The organism is Paenibacillus cellulositrophicus (assembly GCF_009363095.1).
Lineage (GTDB): Bacteria > Bacillota > Bacilli > Paenibacillales > Paenibacillaceae > Paenibacillus_AQ > Paenibacillus_AQ favisporus.
The window spans coordinates 6294916-6317328 of the sequence record NZ_CP045295.1; the positions used below are offsets into that span (position 1 = coordinate 6294916).

At 55.4% G+C, this 22413-nt stretch carries 17 protein-coding genes; 11 read left to right on the forward strand and 6 right to left on the reverse strand.

Translation table 11 applies throughout. From position 1 onward, the window contains the following. Positions 1 to 223: 223 nt before the first annotated feature. Positions 224 to 2308: an ABC transporter ATP-binding protein gene (locus tag GCU45_RS28720; RefSeq protein ID WP_167527254.1), complete on the reverse strand. Its 2085-nt coding sequence runs from the start codon at positions 2306 to 2308 to the stop codon at positions 224 to 226. Between the two features lie 17 nt (positions 2309 to 2325). Further along, positions 2326 to 4071: an ABC transporter ATP-binding protein gene (locus tag GCU45_RS28725; RefSeq protein WP_152402336.1), complete on the reverse strand. Its 1746-nt coding sequence runs from the start codon at positions 4069 to 4071 to the stop codon at positions 2326 to 2328. Between the two features lie 525 nt (positions 4072 to 4596). Between GCU45_RS28725 and GCU45_RS28730 the strand changes: the two genes are divergently transcribed. Beyond that, a complete protein-coding gene (locus tag GCU45_RS28730) occupies positions 4597 to 4920 on the forward strand; it encodes a HesB/YadR/YfhF family protein (protein ID WP_145948987.1) in 324 nt (107 codons plus the stop codon). 79 nt (positions 4921 to 4999) lie between these two features. Here GCU45_RS28730 and GCU45_RS28735 read toward each other — a convergent pair whose 3' ends face one another. Then, positions 5000 to 5479: a Beta-galactosidase C-terminal domain gene (locus GCU45_RS28735; protein ID WP_152402338.1), complete on the reverse strand. Its 480-nt coding sequence runs from the start codon at positions 5477 to 5479 to the stop codon at positions 5000 to 5002. A 257-nt stretch (positions 5480 to 5736) separates the two neighbouring features. Here GCU45_RS28735 and GCU45_RS28740 point away from each other — a divergent pair, with 257 nt between their 5' ends. From GCU45_RS28740 to GCU45_RS28765, 6 genes are all read left to right on the forward strand, one after another. Then, positions 5737 to 6699: an ABC transporter permease gene (locus GCU45_RS28740; protein WP_152402340.1), complete on the forward strand. Its 963-nt coding sequence runs from the start codon at positions 5737 to 5739 to the stop codon at positions 6697 to 6699. A 26-nt stretch (positions 6700 to 6725) separates the two neighbouring features. Further along, positions 6726 to 7610, forward strand: a complete 885-nt coding sequence (locus GCU45_RS28745) for a carbohydrate ABC transporter permease (protein WP_152402342.1) — start codon at positions 6726 to 6728, stop codon at positions 7608 to 7610. Positions 7611 to 7739: 129 nt separating this feature from the next. Next, positions 7740 to 9335 (forward strand): extracellular solute-binding protein, encoded by a 1596-nt coding sequence (locus GCU45_RS28750; protein WP_152402357.1) that lies wholly within the window; start codon positions 7740 to 7742, stop codon positions 9333 to 9335. A gap of 402 nt (positions 9336 to 9737) precedes the next feature. Further along, entirely contained in the window at positions 9738 to 12083 is a 2346-nt protein-coding gene (locus GCU45_RS28755; protein WP_244364679.1) for a helix-turn-helix domain-containing protein, read from the forward strand. 290 nt (positions 12084 to 12373) lie between these two features. Continuing rightward, positions 12374 to 14977: an exo-rhamnogalacturonan lyase family protein gene (locus tag GCU45_RS28760; RefSeq protein ID WP_152402359.1), complete on the forward strand. Its 2604-nt coding sequence runs from the start codon at positions 12374 to 12376 to the stop codon at positions 14975 to 14977. 53 nt (positions 14978 to 15030) lie between these two features. Further along, positions 15031 to 15765 (forward strand): DUF1961 family protein, encoded by a 735-nt coding sequence (locus tag GCU45_RS28765; RefSeq protein ID WP_152402361.1) that lies wholly within the window; start codon positions 15031 to 15033, stop codon positions 15763 to 15765. A gap of 149 nt (positions 15766 to 15914) precedes the next feature. Here the strand turns inward: GCU45_RS28765 and GCU45_RS28770 are convergent, their stop codons facing one another. Further along, on the reverse strand, positions 15915 to 16430 hold the full coding sequence (locus GCU45_RS28770; protein ID WP_076167894.1) for an ADP-heptose synthase: 516 nt from the start codon (positions 16428 to 16430) through the stop codon (positions 15915 to 15917). 133 nt (positions 16431 to 16563) lie between these two features. Between GCU45_RS28770 and GCU45_RS33930 the strand changes: the two genes are divergently transcribed. Together GCU45_RS33930 and GCU45_RS28775 are read left to right on the forward strand one after the other, a co-directional pair. After that, positions 16564 to 16713, forward strand: coding sequence for a hypothetical protein (locus tag GCU45_RS33930; RefSeq protein WP_167527255.1), 150 nt, complete (start codon positions 16564 to 16566; stop codon positions 16711 to 16713). A gap of 99 nt (positions 16714 to 16812) precedes the next feature. Then, entirely contained in the window at positions 16813 to 18561 is a 1749-nt protein-coding gene (locus tag GCU45_RS28775; RefSeq protein ID WP_089546596.1) for an ABC transporter ATP-binding protein, read from the forward strand. Positions 18562 to 18642: 81 nt separating this feature from the next. Here GCU45_RS28775 and GCU45_RS28780 read toward each other — a convergent pair whose 3' ends face one another. Then, positions 18643 to 19095, reverse strand: coding sequence for a DUF441 domain-containing protein (locus GCU45_RS28780; RefSeq protein ID WP_152402363.1), 453 nt, complete (start codon positions 19093 to 19095; stop codon positions 18643 to 18645). A gap of 74 nt (positions 19096 to 19169) precedes the next feature. Then, a complete protein-coding gene (locus GCU45_RS28785) occupies positions 19170 to 20159 on the reverse strand; it encodes a YpdA family putative bacillithiol disulfide reductase (RefSeq protein WP_152402365.1) in 990 nt (329 codons plus the stop codon). Positions 20160 to 20548: 389 nt separating this feature from the next. Between GCU45_RS28785 and GCU45_RS28790 the strand changes: the two genes are divergently transcribed. After that, a complete protein-coding gene (locus GCU45_RS28790) occupies positions 20549 to 20884 on the forward strand; it encodes a DUF2087 domain-containing protein (protein ID WP_244364315.1) in 336 nt (111 codons plus the stop codon). Between the two features lie 436 nt (positions 20885 to 21320). Continuing rightward, positions 21321 to 22409 carry a ribosome small subunit-dependent GTPase A gene (rsgA, locus tag GCU45_RS28795; RefSeq protein WP_244364317.1) on the forward strand — a complete coding sequence of 363 codons (1089 nt, stop codon included), beginning with the start codon at positions 21321 to 21323 and terminating at the stop codon, positions 22407 to 22409. Positions 22410 to 22413 lie beyond the last annotated feature (4 nt).

The following is a 22413-nucleotide window of genomic DNA, read 5'->3' on the forward strand; positions in this document are numbered from 1 at the left end:
TGGTGTAACAGCATTTCCGTCCATTATCAGCCGAACAGAAGTAGTATTAGACTGGTTACTAAGTGTAAGCTCATGGCATTAAAAAGGGAGCGATCCGATCACGGATTCGCTCCCTTTTGTTGTTTTTCGTATATGTTCTTTTAACCCCATAGTGGCCACATGGCCGTAGGATGACCACGGTCGAGAATCGCAGTATGCAGTCTGTATGGCATCCCCCGGCGAATTACACCGGTGAAGGCGCCTGAACCGGCGGCTGTGCTTTGATTCCGCTGTCCGGGGCAGGTGCGGCTGCACCCGAGCCCTGCTGAAGCTGATACATTTGATAGTATCTGCCGCCGAGCTTCATCAGCTCGTCATGGCTGCCTTTCTCGACAATCTCGCCCCGGTGCAGCACCAGAATCTGATCGGCGCTGCGGATGGTCGAGAGACGGTGCGCGATGATGAACGTCGTACGACCCTTCTTCAGCACCTCAAGCGCGGATTGGATCAGGCTCTCCGTCTCGGTATCGATGTTGGCCGTGGCCTCGTCGAGGATGAGGATCGCCGGATCGAAGGCGAGCGCGCGCGCAAACGAGATCAGCTGGCGCTGTCCCGCCGAGAGTGTGCTGCCCTTCTCGACGACAGGCTCATCGAAGCCCTGCGGCAGATGCGCAAGGATCCGCTCGGCGCCGACATCGCGCAGCGCCTTTTCAATTTGCTCGCGCGAAATTTTGGCGTCGCCCAGACTGACGTTCGAGGCGATCGTACCTGTGAAGAGGTACGGATCCTGGAGGACGATGCCCATATGATGGCGCAGCCATTGCTTCGGCAGTGCGGTCACATCCTGGCCGTCGATGGTGATCGTCCCTTTTTGCGGGTCATAGAACCGGAACAGCAGGTTGATAATCGAGCTTTTGCCGGAACCGGTATGGCCGACCAAAGCGACCGTCTGCCCCTGCTTCGCTTCAAAATTGATGTTTTTCAGGACATAATGGTCTTCCTTGTAGGCAAAGGAGACGTTTTTGAACTCGACGTTGCCTTTGTACCGCGGCATACTTCCGTCCGTCACGTCTTCGCCCGGCTCATCCATCAGCGTAAATACGCGGCCGGCCGAGACCATGGAAGAGTCCAGGGCGGCGAGCTGATTGACCATCCCGGTGATCGGCTGGAACAGGCGCCCCAGCACGTCGACGAAGGCGTACAGCACGCCGAGCGACACGGCGCTGCCTCCGGTCAGCGTGCCAAAGCCGAAGTACCAGAGGATCACGGCAAAGGAGAAGCTGCGCAGCACGTTGACCAGATTGTGTGTCGTTAGCGCGTTCAAATTGAGCATTTTGTTCTGATGCTTCATATAGTCGTCGTTCAAGGCTTCAAACTCTTCGGACGTCTGCTTCTGCCGGCGGAATATGCGGATAATGGACATCCCTTGAATGGACTCATTGATGATGGCGTTAATTTCGCTTAAGCGCGACCGGATGATCGTGTTGTACTTGGTCGCGAATTTCCGGTAGAGCACGATCCATACGATCAGCAGCGGGACGACGAACAAGCAGACGAGGCCGAGCCGGACGTCCAGCAGGAACAAGGCGATATACACCCCGGTAATATAGATGATCCCCGAGCTGAAGTTCGACAGCACCGCAACAAACAGGTCCTTGACCGCTTCGGTGTCATTGGTGATGCGGGAGACTACCTTGCCGGCAGGCAGTGTATCGAAGAAATACACCGGAAGCCGCTGCATATGCGCATAGATGTCAGTCCGGAGCTTCTGGATGACTTTGTTGGCGGAAGACTGCAGCCAGTACGTTTTGCCGAATTCCGTAAAGATGCTGATCACCAGGAAAATGCAGTACAGTCCGACGAGCTTCAAAATACCCGGTATTTCCAGCTTGTAGAAGGAATACAGCTCACTCGCGGACAGCTTGGCGGCCGGATAGGTTTCCACAGCGCCGCCGCGGCTGATCGTCAGCCGTCCGTTCTCGAATTTGCGCTCCCCGTCCGGATTGGCTACGGGCTGGTTGACAAAATAAAAGTCCCGTCCGATTTGCAGCAGCCGGACTTCCTGGCCTTTGGCTTCTCCTTCACCGAAGCGGTCACCGCGCTTGTAATAATAGCCGTTGTAGGATACGGCGTTTTCAGATGATGTCGTTTCAAAATACGGCTTTTCAATACCCAGCATATGATCGTCGATCATCGTCTTGGCGATGAACGGGCCGGCAAGCTCGGCGCCGACGCCGATCGCAAGGGCGATGATGGCCGCGATAAAGATGCCTTTGGCGCATAGGGCGTACTGGAACAGCCGCTTGCCTACGCTAGCTTTGGAATTCATAGGTTTACACCTCATTTTTAAGTGGACAAATTGTTTTCGACCTGCTGCCGTTCAAACTGCTCGCGGTACCAGCCGCCTTTGGAGAGCAGCTGCGCGTGGGTTCCTTGTTCGACGATGGCTCCTTCATCCAGCACCACGATCCAGTCCGCATGTTCGATGGCGGACAGGCGGTGCGTGGAGATCAGCGTCGTTTTGCCGGAGCGCTGCTTGCGGATATTGTCGATGATCCGCGCCTCGGTCCGGGCGTCGACCGCGGAGAGGGCGTCATCGAGAATCAGGATCTCCGGATCGGAGATGAACGCTCTGGCCAGCGATACGCGCTGCTTCTGGCCGCCGGAAAGGGATACGCCTTTCTCGCCGACGAGGGTGTCAAGTCCGGCTGCGAGCGTGTGCAGGTCGTTGTCAAACGCAGCTGTCGCGATTGCTTCCATAATGATGTCGTCTTCGGCCTGGAATTTGCCGAACTGGATATTTTGCCGGACCGATTTAGAGAATAGGATTTGTTCCTGCGGAACATAGCCGATCCAGCTGTGAAGCTGGTTTTGGGTAATGCGCTCGATCGGAACCTCCGAGATCAGAATATCGCCTGTTCCCGTCGGATACTCGTGCAGCAGCTGCTTCAAGAGCGTCGACTTACCGCTGCCGGTCCGTCCCACGACGCCGAGCGTCTGGCCCTTATGCAAGGTCAGGTTAATGTGCTTCAGATTGTCGACCGATGAGGTCGGATACCGGAACGTGACATCCCGCAGCTCAATCGTGTCGGGACGCTCCACCTGAACCGGATCGGGCGCATCCTGAACGTCCGGCACGACCGATAACGTCTCATTGACCCGGTCGAGGGAGGCGCTGCCCCGCTGCATGACATTGATCAGCTCACCGATCGCAAACATCGGCCAGATCATCATCCCAAGGTACATATTGAACGATACGAGATCCCCCAGGGTAATTTGATTTTTAAAAACGAGATAAATGCCGAAAGCCAGGCCGATCACGTAACTTGCGCCTACGCATAAGCGGATGGTCGGCTCGAACAGGGCGTCCAGCTTGGCGACCCGCATGTTTTTGCGGTACACATCGTCCGTAATTTCCTTGAACCGGCGCTGGTCCTCACGCTCCTGAACGTACGCCCGGATTACGCGCACCCCGGCGACCGATTCCAGCACCTGGTCGTTCATGTCACCGAACGCGTCCTGAGCGGCCGTATACCGTTCGTGAATGACCTTGCCGTAAATTTTCATGGCCAGGGCGATAAACGGCAGCGGCAGGATGGCGGCGAGCGTCAGCTTCCAGCTGATGAGAAAGCCCATCGCCAGCAGCACGACGCTGAGGTACACCGTCGAGTCTGTCATCACAAGCATGCCGAAGCCCGCCGTGTTGGCAACGGAACGCAGGTCGTTGGTGGCTCTGGCCATCAAATCACCCGTCCGGTTCCGTTCGAAGAACGGAGGGACCATGCGCAGCAGCTGGTTCATGTAGCGGGAACGCAGGATGCGCTCCACGAGGTTAGCGCCGCCGAACAGCTTGTGCATCCATATGTAGGTGATGATGTAAATCACGGTGAGCGTACCGAGAATCAGCACAATATACCGTGTCAGCGAAGTCCAGGTAATCGAACCGCGGACGATTTCGTCGATGGCGTTTCCGAGAAAACGCGGGGGAAACAGCTCGCCGATTCCGCAGAGGATCAGCATGATCAAACCGATCAAGTAACGCTTCTTTTCCTGGCGGAAAAACCAGCCCAGGTTTTTAAGTACGGAAAACAAAACTTTCACTTCCTCTCAGGTCTAAAATGCCGGCAGTTCTTGCTTGCGGAGTTCATGGAAAATTAAAAAAGGCATACCATCCGTATACGGACGATATGCCTTGCAATCCTACATTTATCATGCGTACGGTTGAGTGTGAGCAGCCGTACCGCGGAAGGTTAATATTCAATGGCTCCAAGAGGCACGACTTCATCGCGCTCCTTAAGAAGGCCTCACCAGCAGGGCTGCTCCAGTATTCAATTGATAAAGATCTTGATGATGGTTGCGTGGATGAAAATTTATCATATTGAACACAGAACTCACCCTTTCTTGTTGATGTTGGTCTTGAGCCCGAACAGGGAGCACTTGCGTATCAAGGACACGACCTTGTCGGGTTCATTTGGGAATAAATTGAAAACGGATCTCGTATGCAGAAAATTTTATCATCGCGTCAAGAGAGCTGTCAATTTATATTTTCAGGAATCCGCAAAAAAATGTTATGATGTACTTATGAACATACAGATTAGAGAGAGGGAGTGAAACCAGATGGAACTGCGGATCAGCCCAGACGCTGCACGCTGGTATAAACGAGAATTGAATTTGGCAGAGGGCGCGGCGCTTCGCTTTTTTCCCCGCTACAGCTCGGGCGGCGGACTGCATCCCGGATTTTCGCTCGGCATTTCCGTGGAGAACCCGGAGCATCCGGTGCTGAAGGAAGAGCTTGAGGGCGTGGCCTTTTTTATAGAGGAACAGGACACCTGGTATCTGCAAGGATACGATCTGGTCGTCAATTATTTGGCAGCTTACGATGACATTGAATATGTATATGAAGCGGAGCGGGAACATAACACTTCCGCCACTTCATCATGATGTTGAATCGGCCGCATCCGCTAAACCAAGCGAATGTGGCTTTTCTTTTTGCAGGCTGCAAGGCATGGGGCCATTCACGTCACTTCTTGGGGGAGCCGGAGGGGAAGGCGATCATGCGGTATTCATAGCGGCCGACCTCCATCTGGCCTGCGGTGACACGCTCGCCGCTCAGCTTGTCGAAGCCTTCGCGAGGCAGCGTCACGCTCCCGCCTTCCCCGTTCATGTTGACAATCACCGATAGTTCCTCCGTCTCCGTTTCGCGCGGCGCCACGATCGTGCCGATCGTCACTTCTGCCATCCGCGTTACGTTCGCTTCTTTCCCGTAATGGATCAGCATCCGCTCCAGCATCTCGCTGCCCTCGTCTCCTGCAGGCAGCGAGCCGAGCAGCATGATTCTGCCTTGCCCCCGCTTCGTCTCCGTCAGAAAGGACAAGCCCGGCGATGGACCGCCGATGAGCGTGCCGACGCTTTCCGCCATCCGCCGGATATCTTCCCGGACGACTTCGCCGCTCCACAATTCCGGATAAAAAGCCGCGCAGTGATAAAGCTTATTCATCATTTGCGTTCCACTCCATTCCGCTGTATGGTTGCCAACCCCACTTTAGAAGGGGGCCGCGGTGAAGGCAATCGGATATTTTTGCAGTGCAAATATCGCCGCATAACACTCTTTTGCCGGCTTTGCACTTTTTTAAAACATGCCGTAAACCCGCGCTCCGGGAGTCTTCAAAAATGTCTCATTGCCGGAAAAGAAAGCGTTGACCCATAATTAGGCCACAACGCTCGCGAGGCGATGAACACATATGGAGGTGGAAAGCGATGGAGCAGGCGACGGCCCAAGGGAATCTTCCACAAGCGTCCAAGCCGGCGGTTTACCGCACGAGCATCGCGGCCAGGCTGCGCAGGGACAAATGGCTATACCTGTTATTGCTCCCCGGATTGCTTTATTTTTTAATATTCAAATATGTGCCCATGTGGGGCGTGCTGCTGGCCTTCCAAAACTATCAGCCGTTCACCGGGTTCTGGAAAAGCGAATGGGTGGGCTTCGAGCATTTCCGCCTGTTTTTTGAAAACCCCGAGTTTTATATGCTGCTGCGCAATACACTGCTGCTGTCGTTCTACAATCTGATCTTCTTCTTCCCGGCTCCGATCATATTGGCGCTCCTGCTGAACGAAGTCAGGCTCGCATTCTTCAAGCGAACCATCCAAACGATGATCTACGTTCCGCACTTTATATCGATGGTCATCGTGGCGAGCTTGACTTACGTGTTTCTGACGACGGAGGGCGGCACCGTCAATGAGCTGCTCTTCCAATATACGGGCAACAAAATCCAGTTTCTGTCCGATCCGTCATGGTTCAGGCCGATGATCATCCTGCAAACGATCTGGAAGGAATGCGGCTGGGGAACGATTATTTTCCTGGCGGCGCTGGCGGCCGTCGACGTGGAGCAGTATGAGGCGGCGACGATCGACGGAGCGAACCGCTGGCGGCAAATTTGGCATGTGACGCTGCCGGCGATCCGCAGCACGATCGTGATCCTGCTGATCCTGCGGATGGGCAGCGTGCTGGATAACGGCTTTGAGCAAATCTATTTGATGTTGAATCCGCTCAACCGCACGGTGGGCGAAGTGTTCGACACTTACGTGTACGCGATGGGCATTACGCAGGGCGCGTTCAGCTACAGTACGGCCGTCGGGCTGTTCAAATCGATCGTCGGCGTCACGCTCGTGCTCGGCACGAACTGGCTGGCGAAAAAATTCGGCGAATCCGGACTGTACTAACCCATTCAGAAAGGGGAAATCCTTCCATGGCCAAGCAATACAGGACCGCGGCCGGCGCCACGTTCGACGTGGCTAACTATATCGTCCTAACGCTGTTCGGGCTGGCCGCCGTGCTACCTTTCGTCTACGTCATTGCGGGTTCCTTTGCCTCGGACGCGGAGCTGACGCAGAGGGCGGTGTTTTTTATCCCGAAAACCTTTACCTTAGCGGCCTATGAGTTTATCTTTTCGACGGGGACGATCGTCAAGAGCATCGGCGTTTCCATTTACGTTACCGTCATCGGTACGCTCGTCAATCTGTTTTTTACGGTCACGATGGCCTATTCCTTGGCCAAGAGAGGACTTTACGGCCGCAATCTGGTGCTCAATCTCGTCATCTTCTCCATGCTGTTCGGCGGAGGGATGATTCCGACGTACCTGGTCGTCAAGGAGCTGCACCTGCTCGATTCGCTGTGGGCGCTCATGCTGCCTGGTGCAATCAGTGCGTTTAACCTGATCATTGTCAAAAACTTTTTTCAGGAGATTCCGAAAGAAATTGAGGAAGCGGGCCGCATCGACGGCTGCTCGGAGCTGGGGCTGTTATGGCGGATTGTGATGCCGCTCTCGATGCCCGTTCTCGCCACCTTCACCCTGTTTTACGCCGTGGGGCATTGGAACGATTTCTTTGCAGCTCTTCTGTATATTAACGATCCTGAGAAATGGCCGCTGCAGGTCATGCTGCGCCAGATCGTCCTGCTGTCACAGGCGGCCGCGGGCGATTTGAACTCCATGGACCCGAATTTTGTGAAACCGCCGGACCAATCGATCAAAATGGCCGTCATCGTCGTCGGCACGATTCCGATTCTGTGCGTGTATCCGTTCCTGCAAAAGCACTTTGCCAAAGGGGTTCTGCTGGGCTCGGTCAAAGGTTAAAGGTAAAAGTCAGGCTGTTCACCGTGTGTCGCCGAAATGCTCCGGAATTTATACACATCAACACTGATTTTTCGCTTGGAGCCCGGGTGGTTTTGCAATATGATCTAACGTTAAAAGGAGGCTATTTTCGTGAAGAAAAAGAAAAAGCAAGCGAAACGCGTGTCCACATTTCTCATTTTGAGCACGGTTTGCGCCGCAGCGCTCGCAGGCTGCTCATCCGGCAGCGGCGGCAGCGAGGGCGCCTCGGGCGATTCGTCCGCAGCTCCTTCTGCAATCGCTTCCGCAGAGGCGGAGAAGCCGCTTAAGCTGAACATTATGCTCCCGATTTTTAAAACGAACTATCCGAAGGATGACAGCCCCGTCGCCGCGGAGCTGGAGAAGCTGACGAACACGGACATCCATTTCGAATGGGTGCCTAATGCTTCATACGGCGATAAATTCAACATTACGCTTGCATCCGGAAATCTGCCGAAGATCATTTACGTGCCAGACTCGAAAGGCCCCAGCTTCGTGAGCGCGGTGAAATCGGGGGCGTTCTGGGATTTGACCGACAAGCTGAAAAATTATCCGAACCTCAGTCAGGCCAGCGAAGTTATTCTGAACAACTCCTCGATAAACGGCAAAACGTACGGCATCTACCGCGGGCGCGAGCTCGGCCGTAACGGCGTATATTACCGCCAGGATTGGCTGGAGAAGGTAGGCCTGCAGCAGCCGAAAACGATCGACGATTTTTACAACATGCTGAAGGCGTTTAAGGAGAAGGATCCGGACGGCAACGGCAAGGACGACACGTACGGTCTGGTGATGGTCAAATGGACGGCAGGCTGGGGAGCCGGTTTCGACCAGATCAAGCTGTGGTTCGGCGCGCCAAACGTGTGGGGCGAAAAGGACGGCAAGCTGGTGCCGGAATTCGAATACGACGAATATTTCGAAGCGCTCAAGTTTATGAAGAAGCTGTACGACGAGAAGCTCGTCAATCAGGATTTCGCCGTGATGGATTCAGCCAAGTGGACGGATCCGCTGGTGAATGGCCAAGCCGGCGCCATTATCGACGTCGTGGACGGAGCGGCCCGCGCCGACGACAAAATTCATGCCGCGCTTAAGGACGCGGGCAAAGATGATTCCAGGGAGCAGTACGTGGACGTGTTCGGGGCCGTCACCGGTCCGGACGGACAAATTCATACGCTGCCCACTTCCGGTTTCGCCGGGCTGCTGGCCATCCCGAAATCGAGCGTAAAGAGCGAAGAAGAGGTCGACCGCATCCTGAAGTTTCTCGACCAGCTGAACGAACCGGACCTGCAGACGCTGACCAGCTTCGGGCTTGAAGGCAAACATTACAAGAAGATCGACGACAAGACGCTGGAGAGAAGCTCGGACTCGGTGCTGCTCGAGTCGGAAGTCGAAGGGCTGAATCAGATGGTGCCGTACATTCCGGAAGGCAAAGGGCTCCAGGTGGCCCAAACGCCGCTTCGCTTGAAGCAGACGGAGGTTCAATTGAAAAACCGGGACACGATCGTCGCCAATCCGGCGGAGCCGTTCATTTCCGAAGTGTACGCACAAAAAGGGCAGCAGCTTGGCAACATCATTAACGATGCCCGGATCAAATTTATCGTCGGCCAGATCGACGAGAAGGGATGGCGGGATGCGATCGAGCTGTGGAAAAAATCGGGCGGCGACGATTATGTGAAGGAAATCAATGAGCTGTACGCCGCCTCGAAGTCCTGACCGGCCCCAGCGCAAGTGACCAGTGCGGCTGTCCAAAGAGACGGCGGCCTGGGATACATTAGGCCGAGCGGTGACCGGCTGGGGGACTGGAGGAGCTGTATCCTTTAGCCGGGGGCCGTGAACGGATTGGAGAGGCTCCGGCCTCTTTTTTTCGAACATCATTTTTATATTCGGGGTACCGTAAAACACCTGATTTCACAGCAAGCAGAAAGCCCCACGTCGTGGGGTTATTTCCCTATCCCCGGTTATTTGAACGATTTTCTCGGGTTTCATGCTGGACATATCCGGGGGGCGGAGGGTACTGTTTTCTAAAGGGTTTTTTTAAGTATGATTAATTGTATACGCTTACATATTTAAAGGGCATAAGGCTCGCTATAAAGGCGGGGACGACAAATTTTGGATATGGTTGGTGAGCTGACGATGAATGGATGGAAGTCGCTAATGGCCCGCTTATCTGGCGGCGGATCGGGCAGCTTTTACAGAAAAAGCCTGATTATGTTCTTGGTTGTGGCTGGCATCCCCGGGATCATCACCGGGATTCTTGTCTACTCCATGGCTGGCGGGAGGCTGGAGAAGGAACTGCTGAAGCTCCATAATGACCAGATCGAACAGCGGTCGCTGAACATGGATAAGCAGCTGTCCAACCTGGAAATGATGCTGGCGCACTGGGCGTTTGACTCGCGCTTTGATGAATCGCTGAGGGGCCACGACTTCGTGCGCGACTTTGAAAAAACGCGCGATATCACGAACACGCTGCTGGTGATGCAGGGCTCCAATACGATGATCCATAACGTCAGCCTTTATTTGCGCGGAGACCAGCCGATATTGTTTTATCCGGAATACTCCGCCTTGAATGACCGGCAGCTCATCTCCCGGTACGAACGTCTGATGGATGCGGGGAAGACGACGTATTGGACACAGCAGGCGCTTGACCCTGATCAGCAGGGTAAGACGGAATTGACGTTTGTGCATCTCATCCCGGGTGGCAGCTCCAATCCGCTCGGGGCTTTGGTCGTCAGGCTGGACAACGATCAAGTCGCAGAGGTGCTGAGGACGCTGACTCCTTATGCTGACGGGGAAAATTTTCTGATGGAAGCGGGCGGCGGCCTCTACGTTTCCGCTAACGGCAACCGGATGGATTCGCCTTTTGTCAAGGCGGTCCGCGGTGATGTGGAATCCGATGGGAAGGCCCGAGGGTCCTTTCTCTTTGAATGGAACGGCAAAACCTATGCGGTCACGTACGGTTATTTTGCACGCATCATGGACAACTGGCTGTACGTGTCGGCCTCGCCGATTACGAACATTACGGCCCCGGTCGTGCTGATATCCAAAGTCATTCTGGCGGTCAGCGCGAGTGCTCTCCTGCTGGCGGTGCTGCTGGCGTGGCTCGCCTCGAAGCGGATTTATTCGCCGGTCAAACGGCTGATGGCGAATTTGCAGCCGCACGCTTCCTTAGCGGGAATGGGCAGCGTCGACGAATTTGCCATCATCGAGCGGCAGTGGCAGCACTTAAGCCGGGAGAGCCGGGAGCTGAACGCCAAGCTGCTGGAGCAGCTGCCCCATGTGAAGGAAAGCTTTCTTCATCAGCTGCTGCAGGGGTATTTGTACGCCTATTCGGAGGAGGATCTGCGCTCGCGTATGGAACGGTACAGATGGCAGGTGCACGGCAAGCAGTTCGTCGTGCTGTACGTTCATTTGACGGGCATCGCCGCCATGGAGGGGAAATTCAAGTTCGGGGACGAGGGACTGGTCACTTTTGCGTCGGTCAACATGATTGAAGAGCTGGCAGCCGCCCATTTCGAGCAGAGCAGCACGATCAATTTCCACGATCTCGGATCGGGTGTGCTGCTGATCCTGCCGGAAGGCGAGCCGTGCGCAGAGCCGATCAAGGTGTTCAGCGAGGAGCTGACGCAAGCGGTCAACCGGCTGCTCAACATGCGCGTCACCATCGCCGTCAGCCGGACCATGAACCGCATCAGCGACATTCCGCTCGCCTTTGAGGGGGTGAAGCATGCCGCAAGCTTCCGCAACTTCGAGCATGACAATCAGGTCATCGAGATGGAACAGCTGAACTACGAAGACGGGGCCGAGCCTCCGTATCCGTTTACGCTGGAGCGGGAGTTCCTGCAGGCGCTTCGCACCGGACAGGAAGCGGATGCCCGGGCTTTGCTCGCCGACTTTCAGGATTCGCTGTCCGTACAAGGAGCGAAGGCAATCGATGTCCAGCAGGGAATGCTCCATCTGCTCGGATCCGTACAGCACGCGATCCTTGTATCCGGCATCCAGCCGAACCGGCTGTTCAAAGGCGTCAACTTGTATGAGCAGCTCTCGCAGATAAAAGAGCCGGCCGCCTTCCGGGACTGGTTCGAGGCGAAGGTCATCGCTCCGTTTATGCAGGAGCTGACGAACCGGTCGGACTGCCAGGTCAAACAGCTGATGGAGCAGGCGATGATCTACATGCAGCAGAACTACATGCTCGATATTTCGCTCGATAACTGTGCCGACCATATCGGCACGAATCCTTTTTTTCTGAGCAAGTCGTTTAAGCGGGTTACCGGTAAAAACTTTATCGATTATCTGACCGAGCTGCGCCTGGAAAAAGCGAAGGAGCTGCTGCGGGAATCGGAGCTGAAGATCAACACCGTCGCCGAGCAGGTCGGCTACCAGCACAGCTATTTTAACCGGATCTTTAAAAAGCTTGAAGGGATGACACCAACCCGCTACCGCGAGCTGAGCCGGGCGGAATAGGCGTCAGCGATACAGTTACGGAAGAAGCCGGCAGCGGTTCAACAGAAAACCGCTGCCGGCTTCTTATGATGCTGCTGCCAGTTTGCGGAACCCCGCCCAAGCATACTATTTAGGATGCATTCCCAGGGTGCACGCCCCGCTGCAAGAATGTGCAAGCCGGGTGAAAACGTGCAATGCTGCCGCATCGGGCCCGCCAAGAAAGTGTCATTGCCGGGAAAATGGCCGTTCTATACACTGAAGGCGTGATGACAAATGCGGAAGCAAACGAATTGCCAAAAGGAGATGAGTCCATGAACGAAACCCGAGTAAACGTACGTTGGCTGAAGGACGCCCCGACGGTTCCGGCCGGGGTGACCTGGGGGATCCCGTGGAAGGAAGGACAGCTGCGGAGAGACGAGCCGCTGGCGCTGCAGGCTCAAGAGGGTGGTGAAGCTCCCACCCTGCAGAGCTGGCCGGCCGCGTATTGGCCGGACGGCAGTGTCAAATGGACGGCGCATGCGGCCGTTTTTCCCGCGGGAGTACCCTCTAGGTATGCCGTCGAGAAAGGAGAAGCCGTACTAGCGGCATCAGCGCCTTCGTTGTCCGTTAGCGAGACGGATGAAGGCATCCATGTGGACACGGGGGTTTTTTCTTTTCATATTCCGAAGAGCGGCAGCCGGATTATAGGCAGCATACACCGGGGCGGAATTCTCGTCTGCTCCGGCGGGGAACTGGTGGCCGTCAAGGAAAGCGTGAGCGAGCTGACCGGCGCGCGCACGATCCGGGAGGAGTGGTATCAATCGCGGATTTATTCGGCGAAGGTAGAGCAGGCCGGTCCGGTGAGGGCAGTCGTCAAACTGACGGGCCGCCACCGCGCCGTGAACGGGACCGGGGAGTGGCTGCCGTTTTCGCTGCGGCTTTACGCTTACGCAGGGCTGGAGTCCATCCGGATCGTGCACACGTTTTTTTACGATGGCAATCCGAACGAAGACTTCGTGAAGGGACTCGGCATCCGTTTTGCGCTGCCGATGCGGGAGAAGCTCTATAACCGCCACGTCCGGTTCAGCGGCGATACCGGCTTTTTGAGCGAATCGCCGAAGACGCTGCATACGCGCCGGACGAAAGGGAAATACATGGAGCTGTTTAAGCGTCAGCTGGATGGCCATCCGCTGACCGACGAACAAATGGACGACGATTATTTTATGAACCTGCTGGACGAATCGGCGTGCTGGGACGGCTTTAAGGTGGCACAGCTCTCGGCCGATCATTACCGGATGGCCAAGCGGACGCAGTCCGGCTGCAGCTGGGTCAAAGCCGCCGAAGGCCGCAGAGCGCGAGGCGTCGCCTACGTCGGCGGTCCAGGCGGGGGGCTGGCGCTGGCCATGCGCCATTTTTGGCAAAAGCACCCCGCCGGCATGGAAGCGCACGGGCTGACGGGAGACGAGGCGCAGCTGACCGCCTGGTTCTGGTCGCCGGAAGCTCCTACCATGGACATGCGCCATTACGATACGAAGACGCATGTCGAATCGTCGTACGAAGGCGCGGAGGAGATGAGGGCGACCCCTTACGGCGTCGCGAACACGAGTGAGCTGACGATCTGGTGCCGCGAATCGACCCCTTCGCCGGCGGAACTGGAGGCTTACGCAGCGTATAACGAATCACCTCCGCAGCTTGCTTGCGACCCTGACTACCTGCACAGCCAGGGCGCATTCGGCATCTGGAGCCTGCCGGACCGGGGGATGCCGGTCAAAGCACGTCTTGAAGAGAGGCTGGACGGCATCATCGCTTTCTACCAAAGGGAGGTGGAACAGCGGCGCTGGTACGGGTTCTGGGATTACGGCGATTTCATGCACAGCTACGATCCGGCCCGCCACGTCTGGAACTACGACCTGGGCGGCTGCGCGTGGCAGAATACGGAGCTGGTTCCGAACATGTGGCTGTGGCTGATGTTTTTACGCTCGGGACGCGAAGATATTTTCCGGATGGCGGAAGCGATGACGCGGCATACGAGCGAGGTCGACGTATACCATTTCGGCGAATACGCCGGGCTCGGCTCCCGGCACAACGTCGTCCATTGGGGATGCGGCTGCAAGGAAGCCCGGATCGGTATGGCCGGCCTGCACCGGTACTACTACTATTTGACGGGGGACGAACGGATCGGAGACATGATGGACGAGGCCAAGGACGCCGATTATACGACTGTTCACATCGACCCGATGCGGGCCTATTTTCCGAAAGACGAGCACAAGACGCATATCCGGGTCGGCCCGGACTGGGCCGCCTTCAGTTCAAACTGGATGACCCGCTGGGAGCGGCAGGAGGATTCATTCTACCGCGATAAGCTGCTGACCGGCATTGCATGCATCAAGCAGGCCAATTACGGCCTGATTTCCGGCCCGACCTATGGCTACGACCCGCAAACCGGCGTGCTGACGCCGATGGGCGACGACAACTGGGGCCGCCATTTGGCCCTCTGCATGGGAGCGCCGCAGGTGTGGTTCGAACTGTCCGCCATGCTGAAGGATGAAGAATGGAACGAAATGATGGCCGATTTCGGCATTTTTTATAACCTCTCACAGGAAGAAAAGGATCAGATCACAAGCGGGGTCATCAGCACGCAGCGGTTTGAGCATCCGGTGCTGACATTGGCGCTTGTTGCGTATGGGGCATGGTACCGGAAGGATCAACGGACGGCCGATTTTGCCTGGTCGACGCTCCTGGGGCACCGGTTTGCCTGTACGGACCTTGAGAAAGACGCCGCGGCCGTCACTTACGTGAACGAGCTGCGCGAGTTTGACTGGATGAACACGAACGAGGCTTCGCAGTGGTCGCTGAATACGATCATCAGCCTGGCGCTGATCCCGGACGCCCTCCCGGAGGAAGCGGTACCGGCCGGACAGAAAGCGCAGGTATGACGCTCGATGAAGAGGCCATTCCGGCCTCCCTCGGAAGGAGGTAAGCATATCCGATGCAGACAGATCCATCGACCGGGGGCGGGAACACGCAGGACACCCGCAGCCCGCTTATTCCTGAAGGGTGGGACAGGATTTACGCGAATCCGCTCGCGAAGCCGGAGCATGTTACCGGTTTTCGAATGGAAGGAGAGGCTGCCGTCACGTTTCCTTTGGGCCGGATGCGGCTCGAAAGTGTGCTGGACGAGGCCGAGGGGCAGCGCGCCAACTTTGTGCTGTGGTGCCCGCAGGATTTTCCGGCGGAGGCCGCCATGTCCTGGGATTTTTGGCCGGTGCGCGAGCCGGGTCTATCGATCATGTTTTTCAGCGCAAGCGGCAGGGATGGCATGGATTTGTTCGACCCTTCGTTCAAGCCGCGAACGGGAGAATACGATCAGTATCATCATGGCGATATGAACGCCTTTCACGTGTCTTACTTCCGGAGGAAATGGACGGAGGAGCGAAGGTTTCAGACATGCAATTTGCGCAAAAGCTACGGCTTTCATCTGGTGGCGCAAGGGGCCGACCCCATTCCAGGCGTGATGGATGCGGCCGGCCCTTACCGGATGCTGATCGTCAAGGAGGGGAGGCACATTACCTTTGCCGTGAATGATCTCCCCTTGTTCGTGTGGGAAGACGACGGAGTAACCTACGGACCGCCGCTTGGATGCGGCAAGCTCGGTTTCCGCCAGATGGCGCCGCTGATTGCCGAGTATGCCAATTTAACCGTATATGCCAAAAGCGATCCTTAACCGGCGCATCCTGATAGATCAGGCCGCTGGATGCTTATGGATTCGGCTTTGTGTAGGGCTGTCCGCAAAAATTGGAGCGGCGCAAATCCAGACAAAACAAAAACTCCTTTCCGCCTGGAAAGGAGTTTTTGCTGCTGATCGAGACTTTATTAAATGTGCTGCGTATAGTTATCGGTTTCCACCGCAAACTGAAAATCCTCGATATCAAAAACATGCACAGGCACAGCAGCCTCGACGATCCGCTGGATCAGCTCGATCTGATCGGTGAGCACCGGGGCTTCCTCACGCTGCGAGGACAGCAGCAGTTCCGTCTCAACCGGGTCGAACAGCTCGCCATAGGGAGCGGTGTCCATCGCGTTGATGACCGTAATCCGCGCCGATTCGCCAAGAAGGATCGAAGGACTCTTGGCCCAAGGCATATGGAGCGCTTTCTGAATTTTCTTCTTGTTCAGCGGTTCCTCGAAATAGGCGGTCAGCTCCTTGATTCTGGCCTTCACGTACCTGTCATCCTCTGCAGAGCTCATCAGCGGCTCATCGCTGTCCTGAAGCTCATACAGCTCCAGCAGGCTGGTATAAGGCACGATATATTCAACCGGGACGCTCGTCTGGAGCAATTCTCCATAGATCGCCACCATGACCGCTTCTGTAACGAATTGTCTAGACATCAAGAACCTCCTGAATCCTAAGTATCTAACCCAAGCTGACCTTGCCGGGATAATGTATAATGATCGATACAGGAACAAAGTCCGATCTTACATTTAAGGATATCTAATCATTGAAGGGGGGAAATGTCAACTCATGAGCGTTAGGAAAAGGCAATTCAGCCCGGATCGGACCGATTATGGCCGCTGCTTACCGGCCGGACGGGGAGGAGCGCTTCGGTTTTGCCACATGCCGCAGCCGGACAGATGGGGTCTTGGTGCCAAGCAGCGGATGCGGCTGACCTGAACAAGGTATGATATAAGAGGCGCCCGGATTGCCGGCGCATATTCGCCTCTACCCACGCCATTAGCCTGATTGACAGCCAGAAAGGAGAGGGAATGTTTTTTGGAATATTGGAAAGCTTATTACCGGTTTGTTAAACCTTATACGAAATGGATTATTTGTACGCTGATCATCGGCATGATCAAATTCGGCATCCCTTTGACGCTGCCGATGATTCTCAAATATGTAGTGGATGACCTGCTGCTTAACCCGAAAATGACGGTATCGGAGCAGGTTACCCGGCTGTTTCTCATTTTAGGGGGCGCGCTCGTCCTTTTTATTATCGTGCGGGGGCCGGTCGAATATTTACGGCAGTATTTTGCCCAACTGATCACGAGCCGGATTTTGTTCGACATGAGGAACCGCCTGTATGCGCACCTGCAGCGCCTGTCGCTCCGCTACTACCAAAATACAAAGGTAGGCGAGGCCATCTCTCGTTTTATCAACGACGTGGAGCAGACGAAAAATATCGTTGAGGTCGGCATGATGAACATTTGGCTGGACATGTTTACGCTGCTGATTGTGCTGGGGGTGATGCTGTACCTGAACCCGGTGCTGACCCTGGTGTCCATCGCCATTCTTCCGCTTTACGGGATCGCGGTCAATGTGCTGTATAAGCGTCTCAAGAAGCTCACCAAGGACCGTTCTCAGGCGCTAGCCGGCATTCAGGCGTATTTGCATGAACGGATTCAGGGGATATCCGTAATCCGTAGCTTTACCCTCGAGCGCTTCGATCATAAGCAGTTTACGGGCATCAACCAGAATTTCCTGAACAAAGCGCTGGCGCAGACGAGATGGAACGCGCTGACGTTCTCGATCATCAACACACTGACGGATATCGCCCCGCTGCTAGTGATCGGGTACGGCGGCTACCGGGTGATCCATCATGATTTGACCCTGGGCACGTTTGTCGCCTTTTTCGGCTATCTGGACAGGCTGTATGCGCCTCTCAAGCGTTTGATCAACTCCTCCTCAGTGCTGACGCAGGCCTCCGCTTCGCTGGAAAGAGTGATGGAATTGCTGAAGGAGCCGTACGATATTGTCGATGCGCCGGACGCGAAGACCCTTCAGGGGCCGGTTCAGCATATTTCGTTTGACGAGGTGTGGTTTAAATACAATGAGGGCAGCGACTGGGTGCTCAAGGATATCAGCCTCGATATCAAGCACGGGCAGACCGTCGCTTTCGTCGGTATGAGCGGAGGCGGCAAATCGAGCCTCATTTCGCTGATCCCGAGATTTTATGACATTCAGCAGGGCAGCGTGTCCATTAACGGGCAGGATATCCGGAAGCTGACCCTTGAAAGCCTGCGGGGTTCAATCGGTATGGTGCTGCAGGATAACTTCCTGTTCAGTGGGTCGGTGAAGGACAATATTCTGATCGGCAACCCCGAGGCGAGCATGGACGAGATTCAAGCGGCTGCGGTTTCGGCCAACGCGCATGACTTTATCATGAATCTGCCGGACGGGTATGAGACGGAAGTCGGGGAACGGGGCGTCAAGCTGTCCGGTGGGCAGAAGCAGCGCCTGGCCATCGCCCGCGTTTTTTTGAAAAATCCGGAAATTCTAGTGCTGGACGAGGCAACCTCCGCACTGGACCTGGAGTCCGAGCATCTCATTCAGCAGGCACTGCAATCGCTGGCTTCAAACCGGACGACGCTGATCGTCGCCCATCGGCTCTCCACGATCACCCACGCGGACCAAATTGTCGTGATGGAGCACGGGATGATTACGGAACAGGGAACGCATGCCGAACTGATGGCTTTGGACGGAAGTTATGCACGGCTGTATAATGTGCAGCACCTGGAGGTTTAAACAAAAAAGAAGAAACCCGTGTCTTCAAAAGACCGGGTCTCTTAACATTCGGAAGAGGCGTCCATAGCGGGCGCCTCTTTTTTAACTTTTGCCGATCAGCAGGGACAGCAGCCCGGCCGCAATCAAAGGCCCTACCGGAACGCCCTTGAACAAGGCGACGCCAAGTACCGTTCCGACGAGCAGTCCGGCGACGATGGTCGGATTGGCCGACATCAGGGAGGCACCGCGGCCGCCAAGATAAGCGACCAGCATCCCGATGGCGATCGCCAGCAGGGACTTCCAGTTCAGAAAGGAGCTTCCAAGCATTTGCAGGCTCATTTTTCCGCTGGCCACCGGTGTCATGACGCCGATGGTCAGGATAATGATGCCCAGTGTCAGCCCGTACTTCTCCAGCCAGGGAAACACCTGCTGTAAATGCAGCACCCGCAGCAGCAGCAGGATGGTCATCGCCACGGTAATGGTCGTGTTGCTGCTGATTATGCCGAGGGCAGCGAGAATCAGCAGGATCAGTGATGTAAAATCCGTACGGAACATCTCCTTTCATTGGCAGCCGAAAGTACGCCTTTTTTGATGTATATGACGACGCGGACTGTCTGCCGTTAAAATTGTTATTGCTGCGAAGCCCGAACGGCAGCGATATGCTCGGCTATCAACCCGCCGTGCTTGCGGCCGGTTTCGATAAAGACCTCGTTCGCATTGCGGCCGGACGCGATGACGCCTGCCACGTAGAGTCCGGGCACATTGCTCTCCATCGTTTCCGGGTTAAACAGCGGCTTCTCCATATCCCCATCCAGTTCGACGCCGCAGGAGGCCAGCAGCTTCCGGTCCGGCCGGAATCCGGTTAAGGCAAGCACAAAATCGTTATCGATTTCGGTCGTATGCCCGTCTTTATCCTCAATGGTGATGGACGACTCCCGAATTTCGGTGACCTTGGATTGCACGTGGACCTCTATTTTCCCCTTTTTCACCATCGCTTCAAACACCGGGCGCACCCACGGCTTGATGTTCTCGGAAACCTCCTCGCCCCGGTAGACCATATGGATGTTCGCCCCAACACGAATCAGTTCCATGGCCGCGTCAACCGCCGAGTTGCTGCCGCCGATGATCGCCACGTTCATCCCGGTATAGGGATGGGCCTCACGGAAGTAATGTGTAACTTTATCCAGATCTTCGCCGGGGATGCCTATGTAATTCGGGTGGTCGAAATAACCGGTGGAAATCACGACGTTTCTGGCTTCATATTGATGTTTTTGTCCGCTGCGGTCAACGGTATGTACCACAAAGGAATGATCCGGCTGCCGCTCCACGGACAGCGCTTCTTCGTACTGGGAGATGGACAAGTCGTAATGATCCGCTACCTTGCGGTAGTAGGACAGGGCCTCGTACCGAAAAGGCTTCTCGTTCGGGGAAGGGAACGGCACATCACCGATCTCCAGCAGCTCCGCCGTACTGAAAAACTGCATGTGGGTCGGATACAGGTAAATGGAGTGGACCAAGCAGTGCTTTTCAATAATATGTGTCGATAGTCCGCGGCGTCCGCATTCGATGGCGGCCGATAGTCCGCATGGACCGGCTCCGATAATAATGACGTCTTGCATGAATTTCTCCTCCTCTGTCTATAAACCACTCACGTTTTATCGTATCGCAAATTTCCGGTAAAAACCACCATGGACAGCCAATAGAGATCCGCACATGGCGGCTCGCGGCTGATCATTTTTACGTGAACAAGCTGCATATACGGTGATTTTTACATGTGCCGTTGACAAATTCGTTTGAGAGACATAATATTAGATACATATCAAATTAGATGTTTATTAAAATTATAATTTCGGTATTTCGGCGGGCTATCCGGCTTGATGGCAGGAGATCATTTGCAGCCCGGTTCCTTCCGGAAAGCGCTCGGTATATTTTACCCAATCTTTCACGGGATTTATCAAAGGAGGTCCGGCCGAACATCGAATGAGCAATGAAGGGAGCTGGCATGTTTATGAGTAAAGCAGACGAAATGCAGAAGGGAACCTCCGATCCGGTGAATGAAGCCATGAAGGCGGCGGTGCTGAGGAACTTTTTTGCGGCGGACGGGAGGCTGGCGCAAATTCCAGCCCAGTACAAGAAGAAATTGATCGCCATGCAGTTTCTGGTGGAGAAGCTTGAGCCGGGGCGCCGTTACACTGAGAAAGAAATCAACGCGTTTATACAGCAGTTTCATGATGATTACGCAACGATCCGGCGCGAGTTTATCATTCACAGGTACATGTCTCGGGATAACGACATTTATGAAATGAACCCCCGGGACCAATGGACGAAGTGGGAGCAGGTTTGATCCCGTCCGGAAATTAAAGCTTGACATGAAACAAGCATTCCGTATATGATGGCAGCAAATGACAGGAAAGGAGACGATATAAAATGATGAAGAGCATTGTATGGAACTTGACCCCTTTAACATTTTATATATGGTCTCCTTTGACGGCTGGATAATCGATCGGATTTGAGGACTCACGTCTGATCATACGGCATTTCATCAGCAGGCATGGTTCCATGTTTGCCGAATAAGCCGCGGAGACCTACATGGGTTGCCGCGGCTTTTTTGCGTTCGGTAACGTTTCGGTATGGCATCACAGATTTGGTGTGCCTTTTTCGGGACGTTTCGGTTTGCGCATCAAAGGGAAATGCTCTCTGATTGATTCAGAAGTCATGCCCCCGGAGCCTAAGCTTCGGGGGCTTTTTGTCATTCATTCACTAATTGGAGGGATTTTTACTTGAATTTAGAGCATTATGGATGGAATACGGATTGGCAGCAGAAATGGCTGCAGCGAGATCGCAAACAGCACATTCCCGGCCGCATCGTCAGCGACTTCGGTCAAATGTACCGGGTCTGGACCTCAGCCGGGGAAGTATGGGGAGAAGTATCGGGCAAGCTGAAGCATGAGCATCAGGACCGGAGCGAGCTGCCGGCTGTAGGCGACTGGGTGGAAGTTCAGGCGCTGGAGCAGGAAGAGCGGGTGATCATTCACGGCGTCTTGGAACGTAAAACCTGTATCTCCCGGCAGGCAGCAGGGGTCGCCACCATTAATGAGCAGATCATCGCCTCCAACGTCGATACGCTGTTCCTGGTCAGCTCGCTCAATGACGATTTTAACGTCAGACGCATGGAAAGGTATTTGATCATGGCCTGGAACAGCGGCGTAACCCCGGTTATACTGCTCAGCAAGGCCGATCTATGCCCGGACGCGGAGCTGAAGGTCGCTGAGATGGAAGGGGCGGCGCCGGGGGTGCCGGTTCACGCCATCAGCGCGCTGGAAGATATGGGACGCGATATCGTCTCCGCTTACCTGGGAGAAGGGATTACCGTGGCGCTGACCGGCTCATCCGGCTGCGGCAAATCGACCATCGTCAACTGGTTGTCCGAGGCCGGCGTGCAGAAGACTCAAGGGATCCGCGATGATGACAGCCGCGGGCGCCATACGACGACGCACCGCCAGCTGTTCCTGCTGCCCCAAGGGGGCATCATGGCCGATACGCCCGGCATGCGGGAACTGCGGCTGTTCGAAGACGAAGGAGGCCTGGCCCAAGCGTTTTCCGACATCGAGGAGATCGGCGGCCAGTGCCGCTTTGCGGACTGCAAGCATGAAGGCGAGGCGGGATGCGCCGTCCGGGAAGCAGTGGAAGCAGGCGTACTGGAGGAACGTCGGCTGTCCAATTACCATAAGACACAGCGGGAGCTGAGGTTTCAAGCGGTAAAAGAAGCACGAAGCAGGCGCAAGACTGATCCGAAGGGGCGGGGATCCAAAAGTGGGGCCCCGCGCAAATCCTCATCCTATTGGACGAAGCAGCTGATGGATGAATAAAGCA

Bases quoted from the DNA above. Each gene is read 5' to 3' on its own strand.
- GCU45_RS28780 (WP_152402363.1), bottom strand. From the start codon at position 19,095: ATGTTCCGTACGGATTTTACATCACTGATCCTGCTGATTCTCGCTGCC.
- GCU45_RS28790 (WP_244364315.1), top strand. From the start codon at position 20,549: ATGAGTAAAGCAGACGAAATGCAGAAGGGAACCTCCGATCCGGTGAAT.
- GCU45_RS28770 (WP_076167894.1), bottom strand. From the start codon at position 16,430: ATGTCTAGACAATTCGTTACAGAAGCGGTCATGGTGGCGATCTATGGA.
- GCU45_RS28765 (WP_152402361.1), top strand. From the start codon at position 15,031: ATGCAGACAGATCCATCGACCGGGGGCGGGAACACGCAGGACACCCGC.
- GCU45_RS28740 (WP_152402340.1), top strand. From the start codon at position 5,737: ATGGAGCAGGCGACGGCCCAAGGGAATCTTCCACAAGCGTCCAAGCCG.
- GCU45_RS28760 (WP_152402359.1), top strand. From the start codon at position 12,374: ATGAACGAAACCCGAGTAAACGTACGTTGGCTGAAGGACGCCCCGACG.
- GCU45_RS28755 (WP_244364679.1), top strand. From the start codon at position 9,738: ATGGTTGGTGAGCTGACGATGAATGGATGGAAGTCGCTAATGGCCCGC.
- GCU45_RS28730 (WP_145948987.1), top strand. From the start codon at position 4,597: ATGGAACTGCGGATCAGCCCAGACGCTGCACGCTGGTATAAACGAGAA.
- GCU45_RS33930 (WP_167527255.1), top strand. From the start codon at position 16,564: ATGAGCGTTAGGAAAAGGCAATTCAGCCCGGATCGGACCGATTATGGC.
- GCU45_RS28720 (WP_167527254.1), bottom strand. From the start codon at position 2,308: ATGAATTCCAAAGCTAGCGTAGGCAAGCGGCTGTTCCAGTACGCCCTA.
- GCU45_RS28785 (WP_152402365.1), bottom strand. From the start codon at position 20,159: ATGCAAGACGTCATTATTATCGGAGCCGGTCCATGCGGACTATCGGCC.
- GCU45_RS28745 (WP_152402342.1), top strand. From the start codon at position 6,726: ATGGCCAAGCAATACAGGACCGCGGCCGGCGCCACGTTCGACGTGGCT.
- GCU45_RS28735 (WP_152402338.1), bottom strand. From the start codon at position 5,479: ATGATGAATAAGCTTTATCACTGCGCGGCTTTTTATCCGGAATTGTGG.